Raw genomic sequence first — 15,387 nt, forward strand, 5'->3', positions numbered from 1 at the left:
GAGGGGTGTCCTCACCTCAGAGCGGCAGGTGCTCCGCGACCTCGGCCGCGGCCGCGTCGCCGTACGCCCCGGCGAGCCGGGTCAGGAACGGTGCGCGGCGCAGCGAGTATTCCTGGGTGCCCACCGTCTCGATGACCAGGGTCGCCAGCATGTTGCCGACCTGCGCCGCGCGTTCCAGGGACAGGCCCCACGAGATGGCGGACAGGAAGCCGGCCCGGAACGCGTCGCCGACGCCCGTCGGGTCGACCTTGGCCTCCTCGGCCGGGCAGGTCACCACGATCGGGTCCGCGTCGGCCCGCTCCACCCGGGCCCCGCCGGGGCCGAGGGTGGTCACCCGTACGCCGACCTTCTTCAGGATGTCCGCCTCGGACCATCCCGTCTTCTGCACGATCAGCGCGCTCTCGTACTCGTTGGTGAGCAGGTACGCGGCGCCCTCGATGAGCCGGCGGATGTCCTCCCCGTCCATCCGCGCCAGCTGCTGCGAGGGGTCGGCCGCGAACGGGTAGCCGCGCTCGCGGCACTCGTCGCTGTGGCGCAACATCGCCTCGGGGTCGTTGGCGCCGATCACGACCAGGTCCAGGCCGCCGACCCGGTCGGCCACCGGCCGCAGTTCGATCTCCCGCGCCTCGCTCATCGCCCCCGTATAGAAGGAGGCGATCTGGTTGTGCTCCTCGTCGGTGGTGCACACGAACCGGGCGGTGTGGTGGGTCTGCGAGATGTGCACCGACTCGGTGTCCACCTGGTGTCGGTCCAGCCACGAACGGTAGTCGACGAAGTCCGCGCCGGCGGCGCCGACCAGGATCGGCGACAACCCCAGGCAGCCCATGCCGAAGCAGATGTTCGGCGCCACTCCGCCGCGTCGGATGTCCAGCTTGTCGACGAGGAAGGAAAGCGAGACCACGTGCAACTTGTCCGAGACGAGCTGGTCGGCGAAGCGACCCGGGAACGTCATCAGGTGATCGGTGGCGATCGATCCGGTCACGGCAATACGCATGGCACGTCTCTCCTGGGGAGTACGGCGAGCAACGGTGCGAACGAGGAAGGGGGGTGGGGAAACCCGCACACACTAACCCACCTCGCTCCGGTGACCTTCGAAAACTACCGATCGGTACATCGTGCCGTCACGCTCTGTGCGAACTAGGCTGGAAATCCCCCGGAGATCAGTCAAGTCGAGGAGTCATGGAATGTCCCCGATGCCCGTGATGCCCGTGATGCCGTCCCAGGCCGAGCCCGAGACGCTCGACGACCTGCGCGGCGACTGCCGTCACATCGATGCGTCGTGGACCACGCCCGGCCCGGAGCGCACGCCGGCCAAGGCGGCACCCGCCGGCTCGCACGCCCCCGCCACCGACGTGCCCGCGCACGGCGCCACCCTCGTGGCGGGCATGTCCGAGTACGGCGACTGACCGTCCCGGGCGGCCCCGCCGCGGGAACCGCCTCGGCGGCGGGCGCGTCCAAGGGCCATGCGTATCCACGGCGAGCCCGATGACCGCATCCGACCCGAACCCACCGCGCGCCGGCGCCCGTTGATCACCGTCCTGGCGATCGTCGGGGTGCTCGGCATCGGCGGCGGTGCCTGGGCGCTGCGGGGCGACGGCGACGAGGGGTCACCCCGTTCGAGCGCCGCCGACCCGAGCGCACCGACGCAGATCGAACCGGCCGCCCCGGGCGGCGCGGCGAGCGGCGCCCCGCCCGCAGTCCCGAACGACGCCGCACCGGCCCGACCCGGCGCGCCCGACGGCGACAGCGGCGCGAGCCCCGACACCTCGACGTCCTCCCCCAGGCTGCCCGGGGCCGCTCCGCACACCTACCACCCGGCCCAGCCGAACACCCGCTTCAGCCGCTACACGGTGGCCCCCGACGGTCGCACCCTGACCGCGTGGTCGTGGGGCGGCCAGTGCGAGACCGACCGCCTGGTGGTCGCGAGCGATACGGCCGACGCGGTGGCCGTCCGGGTGGAGGTCACCCGGATCGGCGACGTGTGCACCGACATGGCCGTGGAGAACAAAGCCGACGTGATGCTTCCCACACCGCTGGGCGCCCGCCGGCTCGTCGACGCCGAGACCGGCGCGACCGTCACCCCCGGCGGCAACCCCTTCACCGCCGGCTGACCGCACCCGCCCCGGACCCACTCACGACGACGCCGCGCCGGCCCCTGCGGGCCGACGCGGCGTCGTGGTTCGGGACGTGTCCCGACGGGATCAGTGGAACGAGTCGCCGCACGCGCAGGAGCCGGCCGCGTTCGGGTTGTCGATCGTGAAGCCCTGCTTCTCGATGGTGTCGACGAAGTCGATGGTCGCGCCGCTCAGGTAGGGCGAGCTCATCCGGTCCGTGACCACCGAGACACCGTTGAAGTCGGCCACGACATCGCCGTCGAGCGAGCGCTCGTCGAAGAACAGTTGGTACCGCATGCCGGAACAACCGCCGGGCTGGACGGCCACGCGCAGCGCGAGATCGTCGCGACCCTCTTGCTCCAGCAGAGTCTTGACCTTGGCCGCCGCCTCATCGCTGAGGAGGATGCCACCGGTCGTGGTGGTCTCGTCCTGGACAGTCATCTGCAAGCTCCCACGTGGTGGTTCGACATTCGTACGCCACTTCCACCGTCGGCAACCGATGGTGGCTCGGCCCTATTCCCACATCATGCTTCGGGCCCTCGCGTTTTACTCATGGTCGCACACCCCCACTCTCGTCAACCTGACATGAACAGGATAGGATTATTAATGTCAAGTAGACGAAAAGAGGTGCGCGCAGTGACCGCGACACACGATCTGGACCTGCCGCCGGGGGTGCGGCCGACGCCGCTCGCCCTGCTGATGCTCGGGCGCGCCGCCGACGCGCGCAGCGAACGCGGCGTCGAGTGTCCCGGCGATCTTCCCTCGCCCTCCGACCCGAACCTGGTGGCCCGGGCGCGCGCGGCCAAGGAGAAGCTCGGCGACCGGGTCTTCATCCTGGGTCACCACTACCAGCGCGACGAGGTGATCGAGTTCGCCGACGTGACCGGCGACTCGTTCAAGCTGGCGCGCGAGGCGGCGGCCCGGCCCGACGCGCCGTACATCGTCTTCTGCGGTGTGCACTTCATGGCCGAGAGCGCGGACATCCTCACCTCCGACGAGCAGCAGGTGATCCTGCCGGACCTGGCCGCGGGCTGCTCGATGGCCGACATGGCCACCTCCGAGCAGGTCGAGGAGTGCTGGGACGTGCTCGCCGAGGCGGGCATCGCGGACGTGACCGTGCCGGTCTCGTACATGAACTCCTCGGCCGACATCAAGGCGTTCACCGGCCGCAACGGCGGCACGATATGCACGTCCTCCAACGCCAGGCGAGCCCTGGACTGGGCCTTCGAGCAGGGCGAGAAGGTGCTGTTCCTGCCCGACCAGCACCTCGGCCGCAACACCGCGGTCCTGGAGCTGGGGCTGAGCCTCGACGACTGCGTGCTGTACAACCCGCACAAGCCGAACGGCGGCCTCACCGTCGAGCAGCTGCGGGCGGCGAAGATGATCCTGTGGCGCGGGCACTGCTCGGTGCACGGCCGGTTCGACGTGAGCTCCGTCGAGGAGGTGCGCGAGCGCATCCCCGGGGTCAACGTGCTGGTCCACCCGGAGTGCCGGCACGAGGTGGTGACCGCGGCCGATCACGTGGGATCGACCGAATACATCATCAACACGCTGGACGCGGCCGAGCCGGGATCCGCGTGGGCGATCGGCACCGAGCTGAACCTGGTCCGCCGGGTCGCCGCGGCGCATCCGGACAAGCAGGTCGTCTTCCTGGACAAGACGGTGTGCTTCTGCTCGACGATGAACCGGATCGACCTGCCGCACCTGGTCTGGACCCTGGAGTCGCTGGTCGAGGGCACCGTGGTCAACCGCATCCGGGTGGACGCGGAGACCGAGAAGTTCGCCAAGGTCGCGCTGGACCGCATGCTGGCCCTGCCGTAGGCCCCGCCCGCCGCGGCGCCCGACGGCGGGTCGTCGCCGAACGTACGCGGGTGGTGCTCGGACGTGAGCGAGCGGTGTGTCCCGGGAACCCCGGGACACACCGCCCACACGCAGCACGGAAGAGCGATGGTCTGGTCAGCCCGGGATCAGGCCGTCCGCACTCAACATCTTCCTGACCTCGTCCACATGCGCGTCCTCCGCCGGCAGCAGCAGGTCGGAGGGCACGATCTCGTCATCCGGCACCGGGGTGCCGAGTTCGCGGACCCTGGACAAAAGCGCCGTCAGCCCCGCGCGGAAGGCGGCGTCCTGGCCACCCTCGATCGCGGCCTGAAGCTCGTCGTCGAGCCGGTTGAGCGCATCGAGGTGCTCCTCCGCGACGTCGAGCTGGCCCTCACCCACGATCCGCACGATCATGTGCCTTCTCCCTGCTTGTCGAACCGCGGCCGGGGCTGACCCGGGCCGATCGCCGGCGGCGGGGTGCCTCCGGACAACTCGGCCTTCATCCGCTCCAGCTCCAGTTCCACATCCGACGTGCTGGACAAACGCTCCAACTCGGCGGTGATGTCGTCCTTCGCCATCCCGGTCGGGTCGTCGAGCGCGCCCGAGGCGAGCAACTCGTCGATCGCGCCCGCACGGGCCTGCATCTGCGCGGTCTTGTCCTCGGCCCGCTGGATCGCGAGCCCGACGTCGCCCATCTCCTCGGAGATCCCGGCGACCGCGCCACCGATCCGCGCCTGGGCCTCGGCGGCCGTGTACGTCGCCTTGATCGTCTCCTTGCGGGTGCGGAAGGCGTCGACCTTGGCCTGCAGTCGCTGCGAGGCAAGGACGAGCTTCTCCTCCTCCGCCTGGAGGTTCTGGTGTTGGGTGCCGAGGTCCGAGATCTGCTGCTGCACACCCGAGCGGCGCATCAGCGCCTCGCGGGCCAGATCCTCGCGACCGAGCGCCAGCGCCTTGCGGCCCTGGTCCTCGAGCTTGCCCGACTGCTGCTGCAGACCGGTCATCTGCAATTCGAGCCGCTTGCGGGAGGTCGCCACATCGGCCACACCCCTACGCACCTTCTGCAGCAGTTCGAGCTGCTTCTGGTACGAGTAATCGAGCATCTCGCGTGGATCCTCGGCCTTGTCGAGGGCCTTGTTGGCCTTCGCGCGGAAGATCATCGCCATTCGCTTCATTACACCGCTCATGGGCCTCGCGTGCCCCCTTCGTAGGCAACCCGTGCTGCTCCCTGAAGCCTAAATGCCCAAGCGACCTTGTGGCAGCAGGGCTTTGCCTCACTTGACGTGTTCCCGCCCGCGAGAGTTCCGGATCGTGCTCGCGCCCGATTCGGGGAGCGTTGAAATCTCCCGCGCCTCGAACACGTAGGCTTTGACCGTGTTCCGACGACGTTCCCACGCAGAGCCCGAGACCGCCGAGCAGTCCCTGGAGCGTCTCCAGGGCGAGTCGGCCGTCCGGGACCCCCAGGCCCCGAAGGGCCGCCCCACGCCCAAGCGCTCCGAGGCGCAGGCCAACCGCAAGACCAAGGTGTCCGTCCCCAAGGACCCCAAGGCGGCGCGCAGGCAGGCCCGGCTGCGGATGCGCGAGGAGCGCGAGACGCAGCGCCAGGCGCTGCTCACCGGCGACGAGCGGGCGCTGCCGGCCCGCGACCGGGGGCCGCTGCGCCGGTTCGCCCGCGACTACGTCGACGCGCGCTACACGGTCGGCGAGTTCTTCCTGCCCTCGGCCGTGATCATCCTGATCCTGAGCATCCTGCCCAGCCTCGCGATCAAGAATTTCTCGCTCTTCCTGTGGCTCGCGGTGATCCTGCTGATCATCCTCGACTCGGTCCGGGTCAACCTGGGCCTGAAGAAGGCGTTGCGGGCGAAGTTCCCGAAGGAGAACCTCAAGGGCGTCACCCCGTACGCGCTGATGCGCTGTCTCCAGCTCCGTCGGCTGCGGTTGCCCAAACCGCAGGTCAAACGAGGCGAGAAGGTCGCATGACGACGATCACCGGGCTGAGCGGCGACCTGCACACGCAGGTCCGCCGCGAGTTGGTGGCCCGCCAACTGGCCGAGCACATGACGAGCCTGCGCGACCGCGGTCCGCTGCGGGTGCTCGACGTCGGCTGCGGGCCGGCCTCGCCCGGCATCCTGCTCGCCCGTGCGGGACACATCGTCACCTCGGTGAACACCGACACCGACGTGCTCACCACGCTGCACGAGGACCTGGCCCGGGAGTCGGCCGACGTGCAGGGGCGGATGCGGCTGGTCGAGGGCGACGGCGCCGAGGCCGGCCGGCACTTCCCGCCGGGCAGCTTCGATCTGGCCGTCTGCCACGACGTGCTGGAGGCCCAGCCCGAGCCCGACGGCATGCTCGCCGCGCTGGCCCGGATGATGACGCAGGGCGGGCTGATCTCGGTCACCTCGCGCAACGCCGGATCGTTGGCGATGCGCGCCGGTGCCGCGGCCCAGTGGACCGCGACGCTCAAGGGCCTGTCCGCGACCACGTATCCCAACCCGGCCGGCGGCACGCTGCGCGCGGACACCGTCGACGGGCTGTGCACGGTGCTCGCGGACCTGGGCGCGCCGGTCCTGGACTGGTACGGCGTGGGCGTCTTCAGCGGCCTCCAGCCCGACGACGCCGAGCCGCCGCGCGGCCAGAAGGCGTGGACGAACCTGCTCGCCTGCGAGGAGGACGCATCGCGCCGCGACCCGTACCGCCTGATCGCGCCGGTCCTGCACCTGGTGGCCGAGAAGACCGTGCGCTAGGTCGCGCCCGGGCTCGGGGCCGGCCGGACGCGTGGGAGGGTCCGGTGTCCCGTCACGGGGACGGTGTGTCCGGTGATGCGGAAGATCGTCGCGCGGGTGTCCGACATAGGGTGTTCGCATGGACTTCCGACACCTCGGCCGCAGTGGTCTCGTCATCAGCGAGATCGCCTACGGCAACTGGCTCACCCACGGCTCCCAGGTGGAGGAGGACGCGGCACTCGCGTGTGTGCGGGCCGCGCTCGGCTGTGGCATCACCACCTTCGACACCGCCGACGTGTACGCGGAGACGCGCGCGGAATCGGTGCTCGGCCGGGCACTGAAGGGCGAGCGTCGCGAGGGCCTGGAGATCTTCACCAAGGTCTACTGGCCCACCGGTCCCGGTCGCAACGACCGGGGTCTGTCGCGCAAGCACGTCCTCGAGGCGATCGACGGATCGTTGTCGCGCCTGGGCACCGACTACGTGGACCTGTACCAGGCCCACCGGTTCGACCACGCGACGCCGCTGGAGGAGACCATGCTGGCCTTCGCCGACGTGGTCCGCGCCGGCAAGGCGCTGTACATCGGGGTCTCCGAGTGGAACGCCGAGCAGATCCGCGCCGCCGCCGAACTCGCCCGCGAACTGCGGGTGCCGCTGGTCTCGAACCAGCCGCAATACTCGATGTTGTGGCGGGTGATCGAGGCCGAGGTGGTGCCTGCCTCGGAGGAGCTGGGGCTCGGCCAGATCGTCTGGTCGCCGATCGCGCAGGGTGTGCTCACCGGCAAGTATCTGCCGGGGCAGCCGCCGCCGGCCGGATCGCGCGCCACCGACGACAAGGGCGGCCAGGACTTCGTCTCGCGGATGCTCACCGACGATGTGCTCACCCGGGTGCAGCAGCTGCGCCCGCTGGCCGACGAGGCCGGTCTCTCGCTCGCCCAGCTCGCCGTCGCGTGGGTGCTGCAGAACCCGAACGTGTCGGCCGCGATCATCGGCGCGTCCCGCCCGGAGCAGGTGCGGGAGAATGTCAAGGCGGCGGGTGTCCGGCTGGACGAGAGCCTGCTGACCAGGATCGACGTGATCCTGGACCCGGTGGTCAACCGCGACCCGGCGCTCACCCTGAGCCCGAGCACGCGTCCGTAGCCGACGTGCCGGCGGGCGCGGCCTCGGCCGCGCCCGCCGGCAGGTGCGATGCGATCGGCGCGGTCCGCCGCGCGGCTCAGCCCTCGGCGGCGCGCAGACTCATGTGTGCGTAGACGACGGCGTCGTCCTCGAGCAGGCTCACCTGCTCGATGCCCGCCGCGAGCAGGTCCTTCCACGTCTCGCCGAGCCAGCTCTCGGCGTCCGACTGGTTGGTGAAGTCCTCGGCCTCCGGGCCCTCGACGGGGGCACCGTCCGCGTCCTCATACCGCCACACCCACGACATGTCGGGCTCCTCATCTCGGATCTCGGACCGTCAAAGACCTGCACAGTAGATCAAGCCCACCCACCTCATAGCCAGGAGCTCGACGACACCCATGGAGCTGACGCTGCTCGGCACGGCCGGTCCCAAGGGCTGGCCCCAGCCGTTCTGCACCTGTGCCTCGTGTCTGGGGTGCACCGGGCCGGCGGTGCGCGGACCCGCGTGTGTGCTGCTCGACGGCACGCTGCTGCTGGACTGCGGCCCGGAGCCCGCGCACGCCGCCGCGCGGGCCGGGTACCCGCTGACCGGGGTGCGACGGTTGTTGCTGAGCGGTCCGGCCGAGGCCGCGCCGCTGGCCTGGCTGCCCGCGGCGGGGCTCGACGAGGTGGCCGCGCCGTCCGCGCCGCCGGCCTGGTTGCCGGCGCCTGCGGCGGGCGGGCCCGGGTGGCGACGGGTCGCGGCGGGTGACACCTTCGAGGTGGACGGTCGGCGAATACGGGTGTTGCCCGGCGGGACCCCCGGGCGGGTCGCGTACGAGGTGATCGGGGCCGACGGCACGCGGCTGCTGTACGTACCGCCCTCGACGCTGCCGCCCGAGGCCGAGGCCGGCCGGGCCTGGACGCGCGGGGGCGGGCACTACGACGTGGTGTTGCTCGACGTGGTGTCGTGGCCGGAGCGGCTGGCCACGCTGCGGCGCGACGGCGCGGTCACCGAGGACACCGACGTGCTGGCGATCCACCTGTCGCACGAGTCGCCGCCGGGCGAGGAGTTGCACCGCCGGTTGGCCGCGTGGGGCGCTCGCGCGGTGCCCGACGGCGGTCTGGTGCGGGTCGGCGCCGACCCCTCGCCGGCGCCGCGTCCGCATCGCACCCTCGTCCTGGGCGGGGCCCGCTCGGGCAAGTCGGCGGAGGCCGAACGGCGCCTGGCGGCCTGTCCGGACGTGCTCTACGTGGCGACCGGCGGCACCCGGGAGGGCGATCCGGAGTGGGCCGAGCGGGTCGCGCTGCATCGTGATCGCCGCCCGGACACCTGGAGCACCGCCGAGACGGTGGAACTGACCGGGCTGCTCGCCGAGGCGCGCCGGCCGCTCCTGGTGGACTGCCTGTCGTTGTGGCTGACCGCGGTGATGGACGCGCACGGCGCGTGGGACGACGACGCGTGGGCGGACGGCGGCGCGCGCGAGGCGGTGCGGGCCGACGTCGCCGCGCTGGCCGCCGCGTGGCGGGCGTGCCGGGTCCCCGTGGTCGGGGTGAGCAACGAGGTGGGCAGCGGCGTGGTACCGGCGACCCCCGCGGGCCGCCGCTTCCGCGACGAACTGGGCCGCCTCAACGCGACGATCGCGGCCGAATCCGACGAGGTCCTCCTGGTCGTCGCCGGCCAGGCCCTGACCCTCCGAAGCCTTCCGAGCCGAGCCAAACACGCCGCTCCCTGACCCCACCCCCGAAAACCCACGCGGCGAGCGGGCGAGCGAGCGGGCAGGCAAGCGAGCGGGCGGGCGGGTGGGCGCACGCGCGACCGGCGCTTCGCGACCATCCGCGTCGGCCCCGAACCGGCTTGCGGGGCCCGATCGGTGGGTCCCTGCGCCGTGCACGCGCAACCTTCGACCGCAACGCAACGGGCCGGGCGGGTGGGCAAAACCAACCCCTCCGCACCAAGGCGCAACCGCCGCGCCGGCGACAACTACCCTGACCAGGTGACAATCGACCTCGACTCCCTGGCCGCACAGGTGGAGCGCCCAGACGACGACGCCCGCGCACGCGTCCGCACACACCTGGCGGACCTCGCGGGCGCACCGAGCGCGTACGGCCGACTCGAAGAGCTCGCGATCCGGTACGCCTCGATCCGGGGCGGCGAGACCACCGCGCCCATCGGTGCCCCCCGGGTGGTGCTGTTCGCCGCCGACCACGGAGTGGCCGCGCACGGCGTGTCGGTCCGCCCGCCCGGCTGGACCGCGCGCGAGGTGCGGGCCACCCTCGCCGGCACCACGCCCGCGGCCACGTTCGCCGCCGCGCTCGAGGCGCCGATCCGGGTCGTCGACATCGCCGTCGACGCCGAGCCCGACGCCTTCCCCGAGCCGATCGTGCGGGACCGGATCCGGCGCGGCTCCGGCGCCCTGGACAGCGCCGACGCGCTCGCTCCCGGCGAGGCCGAGGCGGCGTTCCGGGTCGGGACCGAGATCGCCGACGCGGAGATCGACTCGGGCGCCGACGTGCTGCTGCTGGGCTCCCTGGGTGCGGCCGCCACCACCCCGGCGGCCGTCCTGATCGGCGCGCTCACCGGCATGGACGCGGCGGCGGTGATCGGCCGCGGCTCCGGCATCGACGACGCGACCTGGATCCGCAAGTGCGCCACCATCCGCGACGCGCTGCGCCGGGCCCGGCCGGTGCTCGGCGACCCGATGCGGCTGCTCGGCGTCAGCGGCGGGGCCGACTTCGCCGCGATGACCGGATTCCTGCTCCAGTGCTCGGTCCGCCGCACGCCGGTGCTGCTCGACGACGTCTCCACCGCCGCGGCGGCCCTGGTCGCCCAGCGGATCTCCTACCGCGCGCCCGACTGGTGGCTGGCCGGCCACGTCACCCCCGAGCCCGGCCACGTCAAGGCGCTGGACCGGCTCGCCCTCGAACCGATCCTGGACTACCGGGTCCGCGGCGGCGAAGGCGTCGGCGCGCTGCTCGCGCTCCCGGTGCTGCGGGCGGCGGTCGACCTGGTGGCCCGGGTGCAGCCCACCCCGTGAGCGCCGGTACCACCTCGGCCGGGCTGCGCCTGGCGTTCGGCATCCTGTCGGTGATCCCGGTCGAGGTGGAGCGGGTGGACCGCCCGGTGGCCGGCCGCGCGATGGCCTGCGCACCGCTGGTCGGCCTGGTCCTGGGCGGCCTCGCCGCGGGTGTGCTCGCCCTCGCCGACGCGGCCGGCACCGGCGCGTTCACCGCCGCCGCGCTCGCCGTCGCCGGCCTGGCCCTGCTCACCCGAGGACTGCACCTGGACGGCCTGGCCGACACCGCCGACGGCCTGGGCTCGGCCAAGCCCGCCCCGGACGCGCTGCGCGTCATGAAGGCGTCCGACATCGGCCCGTTCGGCGTACTCACCCTGCTCTTCCTGGTCCTGATCGAGATCGGCGCGCTGAGTCGGCTCGGGCGGGACGGCAGCGGACCGGCCGCCGCCGCCCTGGTGTTCGCGGTGGTCACGGGCCGGGTCGCGCTGTCGATCGCGTGCGGCCCGGGCGTGCCGTCCGCGCGCCCCGACGGACTCGGGGCGATGGTCGCCGGCACCGTCGGACGCGGCGTGCTGCTCGCCTGGTCGCTCGTCCTGGTCGCCGGCGCCGGCCTGTACGGCCTCGTCCAGAACCCGGCCGAGGGGCTGCGCGCGCTCGGCGCGGCGATCGCCGGACTCGCCGCCGCCGCCCTGCTGTTGCGGCACACCACGCGCCGATTCGGCGGCATCACCGGCGACGTGCTGGGCGCCGTCGTGGAGACCGCCGGCTGCGTCGCGCTGGTGGTCCTGTCCACTGGCTGAGACGTTTGCCGGGAAGGCGTGAAATGCTGAGGGCGAACGTATCTTCCATACGGCTCGTCACCGCTCGACGAGGCATCCCGAGCAAGGATCGCCGCGTCGGTGCCCCACCGATCGTGCGGGCACTCAGCACCTCCGAGAGATGAGAGACAGGACACTCGTGACCACACTGAGTATCGGCTCCACCGCGGCCCTTTCCCTGCGCGCCGACGTTCTCGTGATCGGCGCCGTCAAGGGCAAGGACGGCGCCGTCCTGGCCGAGGGCGCCGAGAGCATCGACGCGGCGCTCGACGGCCGGCTCACCGCCACCCTGTCCGCCGTCGACGCCACCGGGGCCGAGGGCGAACTACACCGGGTACCGACGTTCGGCGCGGCCAAGGCTCCGCTCGTGCTGGTCGTCGGCCTGGGCGAGCAGCCCGCCGACGGCTTCGCGCACGAGACGCTGCGCCGCGCGGGCGGCACCGTGGCGCGGGCGCTCGCGGGCGTCAAGAAGGCGGGTGTGGCGCTGCCGTTGGCCGGTGCGGAGGCGGTGGGTGCGTTCGGGGAGGGCGTGCTGCTCGGCGCGTACTCCTTCGAGACCTACCGGGAGAAGTCGCGCGAGGGCCGCAAGGACGCGGTCAAGGACGTCGTGCTGCTCGGCCTGAAGGCCAACAAGGCGGCCAAGGCCGCCGCGGAGCGCGCCGCGATCACCGCGGAGAGCGTGAACCACGCCCGCGACCTGGTCAACACCCCGCCGAACGACCTGAACCCGAAGGACTTCGCCGCGATCGCGGTGGACACCGGCAAGAACGCGGGCTTCAAGGTCGAGGTGCTGGACGACAAGGCGCTCGCCAAGGGCGGCTTCGGCGGCATCCTCGGCGTCGGCCAGGGTTCGGCCAACAGGCCGCGCCTGGTGCGCCTGGGCTACACGCACCCCAAGGCCAAGCGCACCATCGCGCTGGTCGGCAAGGGCATCACCTACGACTCGGGCGGCATCTCGCTCAAGCCGGCCGGGTCGAACGAGACGATGAAGATGGACATGGGCGGCGCGGCGGCCGTCCTGGGCGCGGTCACCGCGGTGGCCCGGCTCGGCCTCGAGGTCAACGTGACCGGCTGGCTGGCGCTGGCGGAGAACATGCCCTCCGGCACCGCGATCCGCCCCGGCGACGTGTTGCGGATGTACGGCGGTCGCACCGTCGAGGTGCTGAACACCGACGCCGAGGGCCGCCTGGTGCTCGCCGACGCGATCACGCGCGCGTGCGAGGAGTCGCCGCAGATGCTGATCGACGTGGCCACGCTGACCGGCGCGATGATGGTCGCCCTGGGCAACGACATGTACGGGATCATGGCCAACGACGACGCCTTCCGCGACGCGGTGTACGACGCCGCGACGCGTGCGGGCGAGCAGGCCTGGCCGATGCCGCTGCCGGCCGACATGCGCAAGCAGATGGACTCGCCGATCGCGGACCTGAAGAACATGGGCAACTCGCGGATGGGCGGCGGCCTGATCGCCGGCATCTTCCTCCAGGAGTTCGTCGCCGAGGGTGTGCACTGGGCGCACCTGGACATCGCCGGCCCGGCGTTCCACGAGGGCGAGGCCGGCGGCTACCGGCCCAAGGGCGGCACCGGCGTCGCGGTGCGTTCGCTGCTCCAGGTCGCGCAGGACGTGGCGGACAACCGGATCTGACCCGGACGCGGAACGGCGGTCCGGTCCGGGCGGGGCACGCAGGCGCCCCGGCCGGACCGGCCGTACCGCGGTGGAGCACGCGTCGCCGGGCAACGGCGGCGGCGGATCGGGTCAGGAACCGTCGCCGGACTGCCGCCGGGTCCACTCGCGCATGCGCTTGGGGTAGCCCACCAGGGCCGCCTCGTACACCGGTATGCCGAGCTTGCGCGCGAGGGAGCGCGCGGCCGCGGGGTCGGCGACCCGGCGCCGGGTCCACTCCCCCGTGTCGGCGATGAACACCACGGTCGTGCCGCTCAGCGTGGTGACCGGTTCGATGTACGCCTCGACACCCTTGCGGCTGTGCGCGAATTCGCTCAGGTGGGCGGCCGCGGCGGCGGCCTGCTTACGATCGGGCGCGTCCGCGCCGGCACCGCGTTTGCGTCGGAACAGCCCCACGGGGATTTCCTTCCTGTCGTTCGCGCGTTCGCCCGCGTCCGTCCTGCGCGGACGCCGGGATCGTGCCGGAACAACGCGTCGCGAGGGCACGTCGTGCCCCCGACCCGCCATTTCGGTGCGGCCCCTGTGGGACAGGCAACACCGGGGCGGAGTGCTCGGTCGCCTCCGACAAGTGGGAGGATGTTGTACCGGCACTTGAGACCTTCCACAAGAAGGGGGTGCCGCCCGCCGCGAACCGCGCGGGTCGGCATCGCAATCACAGGAGGACGTGACGTGGCGAACGACGCCGGAGCCGTTTTCGATGTAGTCATTCTCGGCGGCGGGAGTGGCGGCTACGCGTGCGCCCTGCGCGCGGCCGAACTCGGTATGCGCGTCGTCCTCGTCGAAAAGGGCAAGCTCGGCGGCACGTGTCTGCACAACGGCTGCATCCCGACCAAGGCGCTGCTGCACGCCGGCGAGGTCGCGGACCAGACGCGCGAGAGCGAGCAGTTCGGCGTCAAGTCGACCTTCGACGGCATCGACATCGCCGCGGTGCACGCGTACAAGGACGGCGTGATCTCGCGCCTGTTCAAGGGCCTGACCGGGCTGATCGCGAGCCGCAAGATCACCGTCGTCGAGGGCGCCGGGAAGCTTGTGTCGCCGACCGCAGTCGAGGTGAACGGGCAGCGCTACGAGGGTCGACACGTGGTACTGGCGACCGGCTCGGTGCCGAAGTCGCTGCCGGGCCTGGAGATCGACGGCAACCGCGTGATCAACAGCGACCACGCGCTCGTGCTGGACCGGGTCCCGCAGTCCGCGGTGGTGCTGGGCGGCGGCGTGATCGGCGTCGAGTTCGCCAGCGCCTGGAAGTCCTTCGGTGTGGACGTGACCATCGTCGAGGCACTGCCGCACCTGGTCGCCCTGGAGGACGAGGCGAGCAGCAAGCTCCTGGAGCGCGCCTTCCGTCGTCGCGGCATCAAGTTCGAACTCGGCGCGCGTTTCTCCGGTGTCGAGTACACCGACGCGGGCGTCCGGGTCTCGCTGGAGAACGGCAAGCGGATCGAGGCCGAGCTGCTGCTCGTCGCCGTCGGCCGCGGCCCCGTCTCGGCGGGCCTGGGTTACGAGGAGGTCGGCGTCGCGATGGACCGCGGCTACGTCCTGGTCGACGAGTACTGCGCCACCAACGTGCCGACGATCTCGGCCGTGGGCGACCTCATCCCCACCCTTCAGCTCGCCCACGTCGGTTTCGGCGAGGGCATTCTGGTCGCCGAGCGGATCGCCGGGTTGAACCCGGTGCCGATCGACTACGCGGGCGTGCCGCGCGTGACCTACTGCGACCCGGAGGTGGCCTCGGTCGGCCTCACCGAGGCGCAGGCGGTCGAGCGTTACGGCTCGGACAAGCTCGCGTCGATCAGCTACAGCCTCGGCGGCAACGGCAAGAGCCAGATCCTCAAGACGACCGGCCAGGTCAAGGTCGTCTCGGTCAAGGACGGCCCGGTCGTCGGCATCCACATGGTCGGCGCCCGGATGGGCGAGCTGACCTCGGAGGCCCAGCTGATCTACAACTGGGAGGCCCTGCCGGCCGAGGTCGCCCAGCTCATCCACCCGCACCCGACGCAGTCCGAGGCGCTTGGCGAGGCCCACCTCGCGTTGGCGGGCAAGCCCCTGCACGTCCACGACTGACGACGCGCCCCCAATCGCGCCCCGTCATCCAAGACCCACGCCTTGAAGCGTTGAGAAGG

17 protein-coding genes are annotated in these 15,387 nt (G+C 72.0%); 11 read left to right on the forward strand and 6 right to left on the reverse strand.

All coding sequences use genetic code 11. From position 1 onward, the window contains the following. Positions 1–16: 16 nt before the first annotated feature. A complete protein-coding gene (locus tag EMA17_RS19565; RefSeq protein ID WP_126638361.1) occupies positions 17–994 on the reverse strand; it encodes a carbohydrate kinase family protein in 978 nt (325 codons plus the stop codon). A gap of 190 nt (positions 995–1,184) precedes the next feature. Here EMA17_RS19565 and EMA17_RS19570 point away from each other — a divergent pair, with 190 nt between their 5' ends. Continuing rightward, the gene (locus tag EMA17_RS19570) at positions 1,185–1,406 is read left to right on the forward strand and encodes a hypothetical protein (protein WP_126638362.1); all 222 of its coding nucleotides are present in this window, start codon (positions 1,185–1,187) and stop codon (positions 1,404–1,406) included. Between the two features lie 57 nt (positions 1,407–1,463). Then, on the forward strand, positions 1,464–2,111 hold the full coding sequence (locus tag EMA17_RS19575) for a hypothetical protein (protein ID WP_126638363.1): 648 nt from the start codon (positions 1,464–1,466) through the stop codon (positions 2,109–2,111). Between the two features lie 90 nt (positions 2,112–2,201). On the opposite strand, the gene EMA17_RS19580 is transcribed toward EMA17_RS19575, so the two are convergent. Further along, positions 2,202–2,555 (reverse strand): HesB/IscA family protein, encoded by a 354-nt coding sequence (locus EMA17_RS19580; RefSeq protein WP_126638364.1) that lies wholly within the window; start codon positions 2,553–2,555, stop codon positions 2,202–2,204. 258 nt (positions 2,556–2,813) lie between these two features. Between EMA17_RS19580 and nadA the strand changes: the two genes are divergently transcribed. After that, on the forward strand, positions 2,814–3,935 hold the full coding sequence (gene nadA / locus EMA17_RS19585; RefSeq protein WP_246126787.1) for a quinolinate synthase NadA: 1,122 nt from the start codon (positions 2,814–2,816) through the stop codon (positions 3,933–3,935). A 135-nt stretch (positions 3,936–4,070) separates the two neighbouring features. Here nadA and pspAA read toward each other — a convergent pair whose 3' ends face one another. Both pspAA and EMA17_RS19595 read right to left on the reverse strand, forming a co-directional pair. Beyond that, entirely contained in the window at positions 4,071–4,349 is a 279-nt protein-coding gene (gene pspAA, locus EMA17_RS19590; protein ID WP_126638366.1) for a PspA-associated protein PspAA, read from the reverse strand. Then, the gene (locus EMA17_RS19595) at positions 4,346–5,119 is read right to left on the reverse strand and encodes a PspA/IM30 family protein (protein ID WP_078977522.1); all 774 of its coding nucleotides are present in this window, start codon (positions 5,117–5,119) and stop codon (positions 4,346–4,348) included. The genes pspAA and EMA17_RS19595 overlap by 4 nt, the downstream gene beginning before the upstream one ends. A 187-nt stretch (positions 5,120–5,306) precedes the next feature. Here EMA17_RS19595 and EMA17_RS19600 point away from each other — a divergent pair, with 187 nt between their 5' ends. The 3 genes from EMA17_RS19600 to EMA17_RS19610 all read left to right on the forward strand — a co-directional run bounded on the left by EMA17_RS19600 (position 5,307) and on the right by EMA17_RS19610 (position 7,796). Further along, a complete protein-coding gene (locus tag EMA17_RS19600; protein ID WP_126638367.1) occupies positions 5,307–5,912 on the forward strand; it encodes a DUF3043 domain-containing protein in 606 nt (201 codons plus the stop codon). Continuing rightward, positions 5,909–6,679 (forward strand): class I SAM-dependent methyltransferase, encoded by a 771-nt coding sequence (locus tag EMA17_RS19605; RefSeq protein ID WP_126638368.1) that lies wholly within the window; start codon positions 5,909–5,911, stop codon positions 6,677–6,679. Before EMA17_RS19600 ends, EMA17_RS19605 begins: the two co-directional genes overlap by 4 nt. Positions 6,680–6,797: 118 nt before the next feature. Continuing rightward, on the forward strand, positions 6,798–7,796 hold the full coding sequence (locus EMA17_RS19610) for an aldo/keto reductase family protein (protein ID WP_126638369.1): 999 nt from the start codon (positions 6,798–6,800) through the stop codon (positions 7,794–7,796). A gap of 76 nt (positions 7,797–7,872) precedes the next feature. On the opposite strand, the gene EMA17_RS19615 is transcribed toward EMA17_RS19610, so the two are convergent. Continuing rightward, a complete protein-coding gene (locus EMA17_RS19615; protein ID WP_126638370.1) occupies positions 7,873–8,079 on the reverse strand; it encodes a hypothetical protein in 207 nt (68 codons plus the stop codon). Positions 8,080–8,170: 91 nt separating this feature from the next. Here EMA17_RS19615 and EMA17_RS19620 point away from each other — a divergent pair, with 91 nt between their 5' ends. From EMA17_RS19620 to EMA17_RS19635, 4 genes are all read left to right on the forward strand, one after another. Beyond that, positions 8,171–9,487, forward strand: a complete 1,317-nt coding sequence (locus EMA17_RS19620) for a bifunctional adenosylcobinamide kinase/adenosylcobinamide-phosphate guanylyltransferase (RefSeq protein ID WP_126638371.1) — start codon at positions 8,171–8,173, stop codon at positions 9,485–9,487. A gap of 261 nt (positions 9,488–9,748) precedes the next feature. Continuing rightward, complete coding sequence (locus EMA17_RS19625; RefSeq protein WP_126638372.1) at positions 9,749–10,789, forward strand: nicotinate-nucleotide--dimethylbenzimidazole phosphoribosyltransferase; 1,041 nt, start codon at positions 9,749–9,751, stop codon at positions 10,787–10,789. Continuing rightward, on the forward strand, positions 10,786–11,568 hold the full coding sequence (locus EMA17_RS19630; protein WP_126638373.1) for an adenosylcobinamide-GDP ribazoletransferase: 783 nt from the start codon (positions 10,786–10,788) through the stop codon (positions 11,566–11,568). The genes EMA17_RS19625 and EMA17_RS19630 overlap by 4 nt, the downstream gene beginning before the upstream one ends. 157 nt (positions 11,569–11,725) lie before the next feature. Next, the gene (locus tag EMA17_RS19635) at positions 11,726–13,231 is read left to right on the forward strand and encodes a leucyl aminopeptidase (RefSeq protein WP_126638374.1); all 1,506 of its coding nucleotides are present in this window, start codon (positions 11,726–11,728) and stop codon (positions 13,229–13,231) included. A gap of 111 nt (positions 13,232–13,342) precedes the next feature. On the opposite strand, the gene EMA17_RS19640 is transcribed toward EMA17_RS19635, so the two are convergent. Further along, positions 13,343–13,666: a hypothetical protein gene (locus tag EMA17_RS19640; protein WP_078977513.1), complete on the reverse strand. Its 324-nt coding sequence runs from the start codon at positions 13,664–13,666 to the stop codon at positions 13,343–13,345. Between the two features lie 273 nt (positions 13,667–13,939). Between EMA17_RS19640 and lpdA the strand changes: the two genes are divergently transcribed. Continuing rightward, positions 13,940–15,328, forward strand: a complete 1,389-nt coding sequence (lpdA, locus tag EMA17_RS19645) for a dihydrolipoyl dehydrogenase (RefSeq protein WP_170222194.1) — start codon at positions 13,940–13,942, stop codon at positions 15,326–15,328. Positions 15,329–15,387: the final 59 nt, after the last annotated feature.

Source organism: Embleya hyalina (genome assembly GCF_003967355.1).
In the GTDB taxonomy this organism is placed as follows: domain Bacteria; phylum Actinomycetota; class Actinomycetes; order Streptomycetales; family Streptomycetaceae; genus Embleya; species Embleya hyalina.

Coding starts and splice junctions, on each gene's coding strand:
- EMA17_RS19565 (WP_126638361.1), bottom strand. CDS start 994: ATGCGTATTGCCGTGACCGGATCGATCGCCACCGATCACCTGATGACG.
- EMA17_RS19570 (WP_126638362.1), top strand. CDS start 1,185: ATGTCCCCGATGCCCGTGATGCCCGTGATGCCGTCCCAGGCCGAGCCC.
- EMA17_RS19575 (WP_126638363.1), top strand. CDS start 1,464: ATGCGTATCCACGGCGAGCCCGATGACCGCATCCGACCCGAACCCACC.
- EMA17_RS19580 (WP_126638364.1), bottom strand. CDS start 2,555: ATGACTGTCCAGGACGAGACCACCACGACCGGTGGCATCCTCCTCAGC.
- nadA (WP_246126787.1), top strand. CDS start 2,814: ATGCTCGGGCGCGCCGCCGACGCGCGCAGCGAACGCGGCGTCGAGTGT.
- pspAA (WP_126638366.1), bottom strand. CDS start 4,349: ATGATCGTGCGGATCGTGGGTGAGGGCCAGCTCGACGTCGCGGAGGAG.
- EMA17_RS19595 (WP_078977522.1), bottom strand. CDS start 5,119: ATGAGCGGTGTAATGAAGCGAATGGCGATGATCTTCCGCGCGAAGGCC.
- EMA17_RS19605 (WP_126638368.1), top strand. CDS start 5,909: ATGACGACGATCACCGGGCTGAGCGGCGACCTGCACACGCAGGTCCGC.
- EMA17_RS19610 (WP_126638369.1), top strand. CDS start 6,798: ATGGACTTCCGACACCTCGGCCGCAGTGGTCTCGTCATCAGCGAGATC.
- EMA17_RS19615 (WP_126638370.1), bottom strand. CDS start 8,079: ATGTCGTGGGTGTGGCGGTATGAGGACGCGGACGGTGCCCCCGTCGAG.
- EMA17_RS19620 (WP_126638371.1), top strand. CDS start 8,171: ATGGAGCTGACGCTGCTCGGCACGGCCGGTCCCAAGGGCTGGCCCCAG.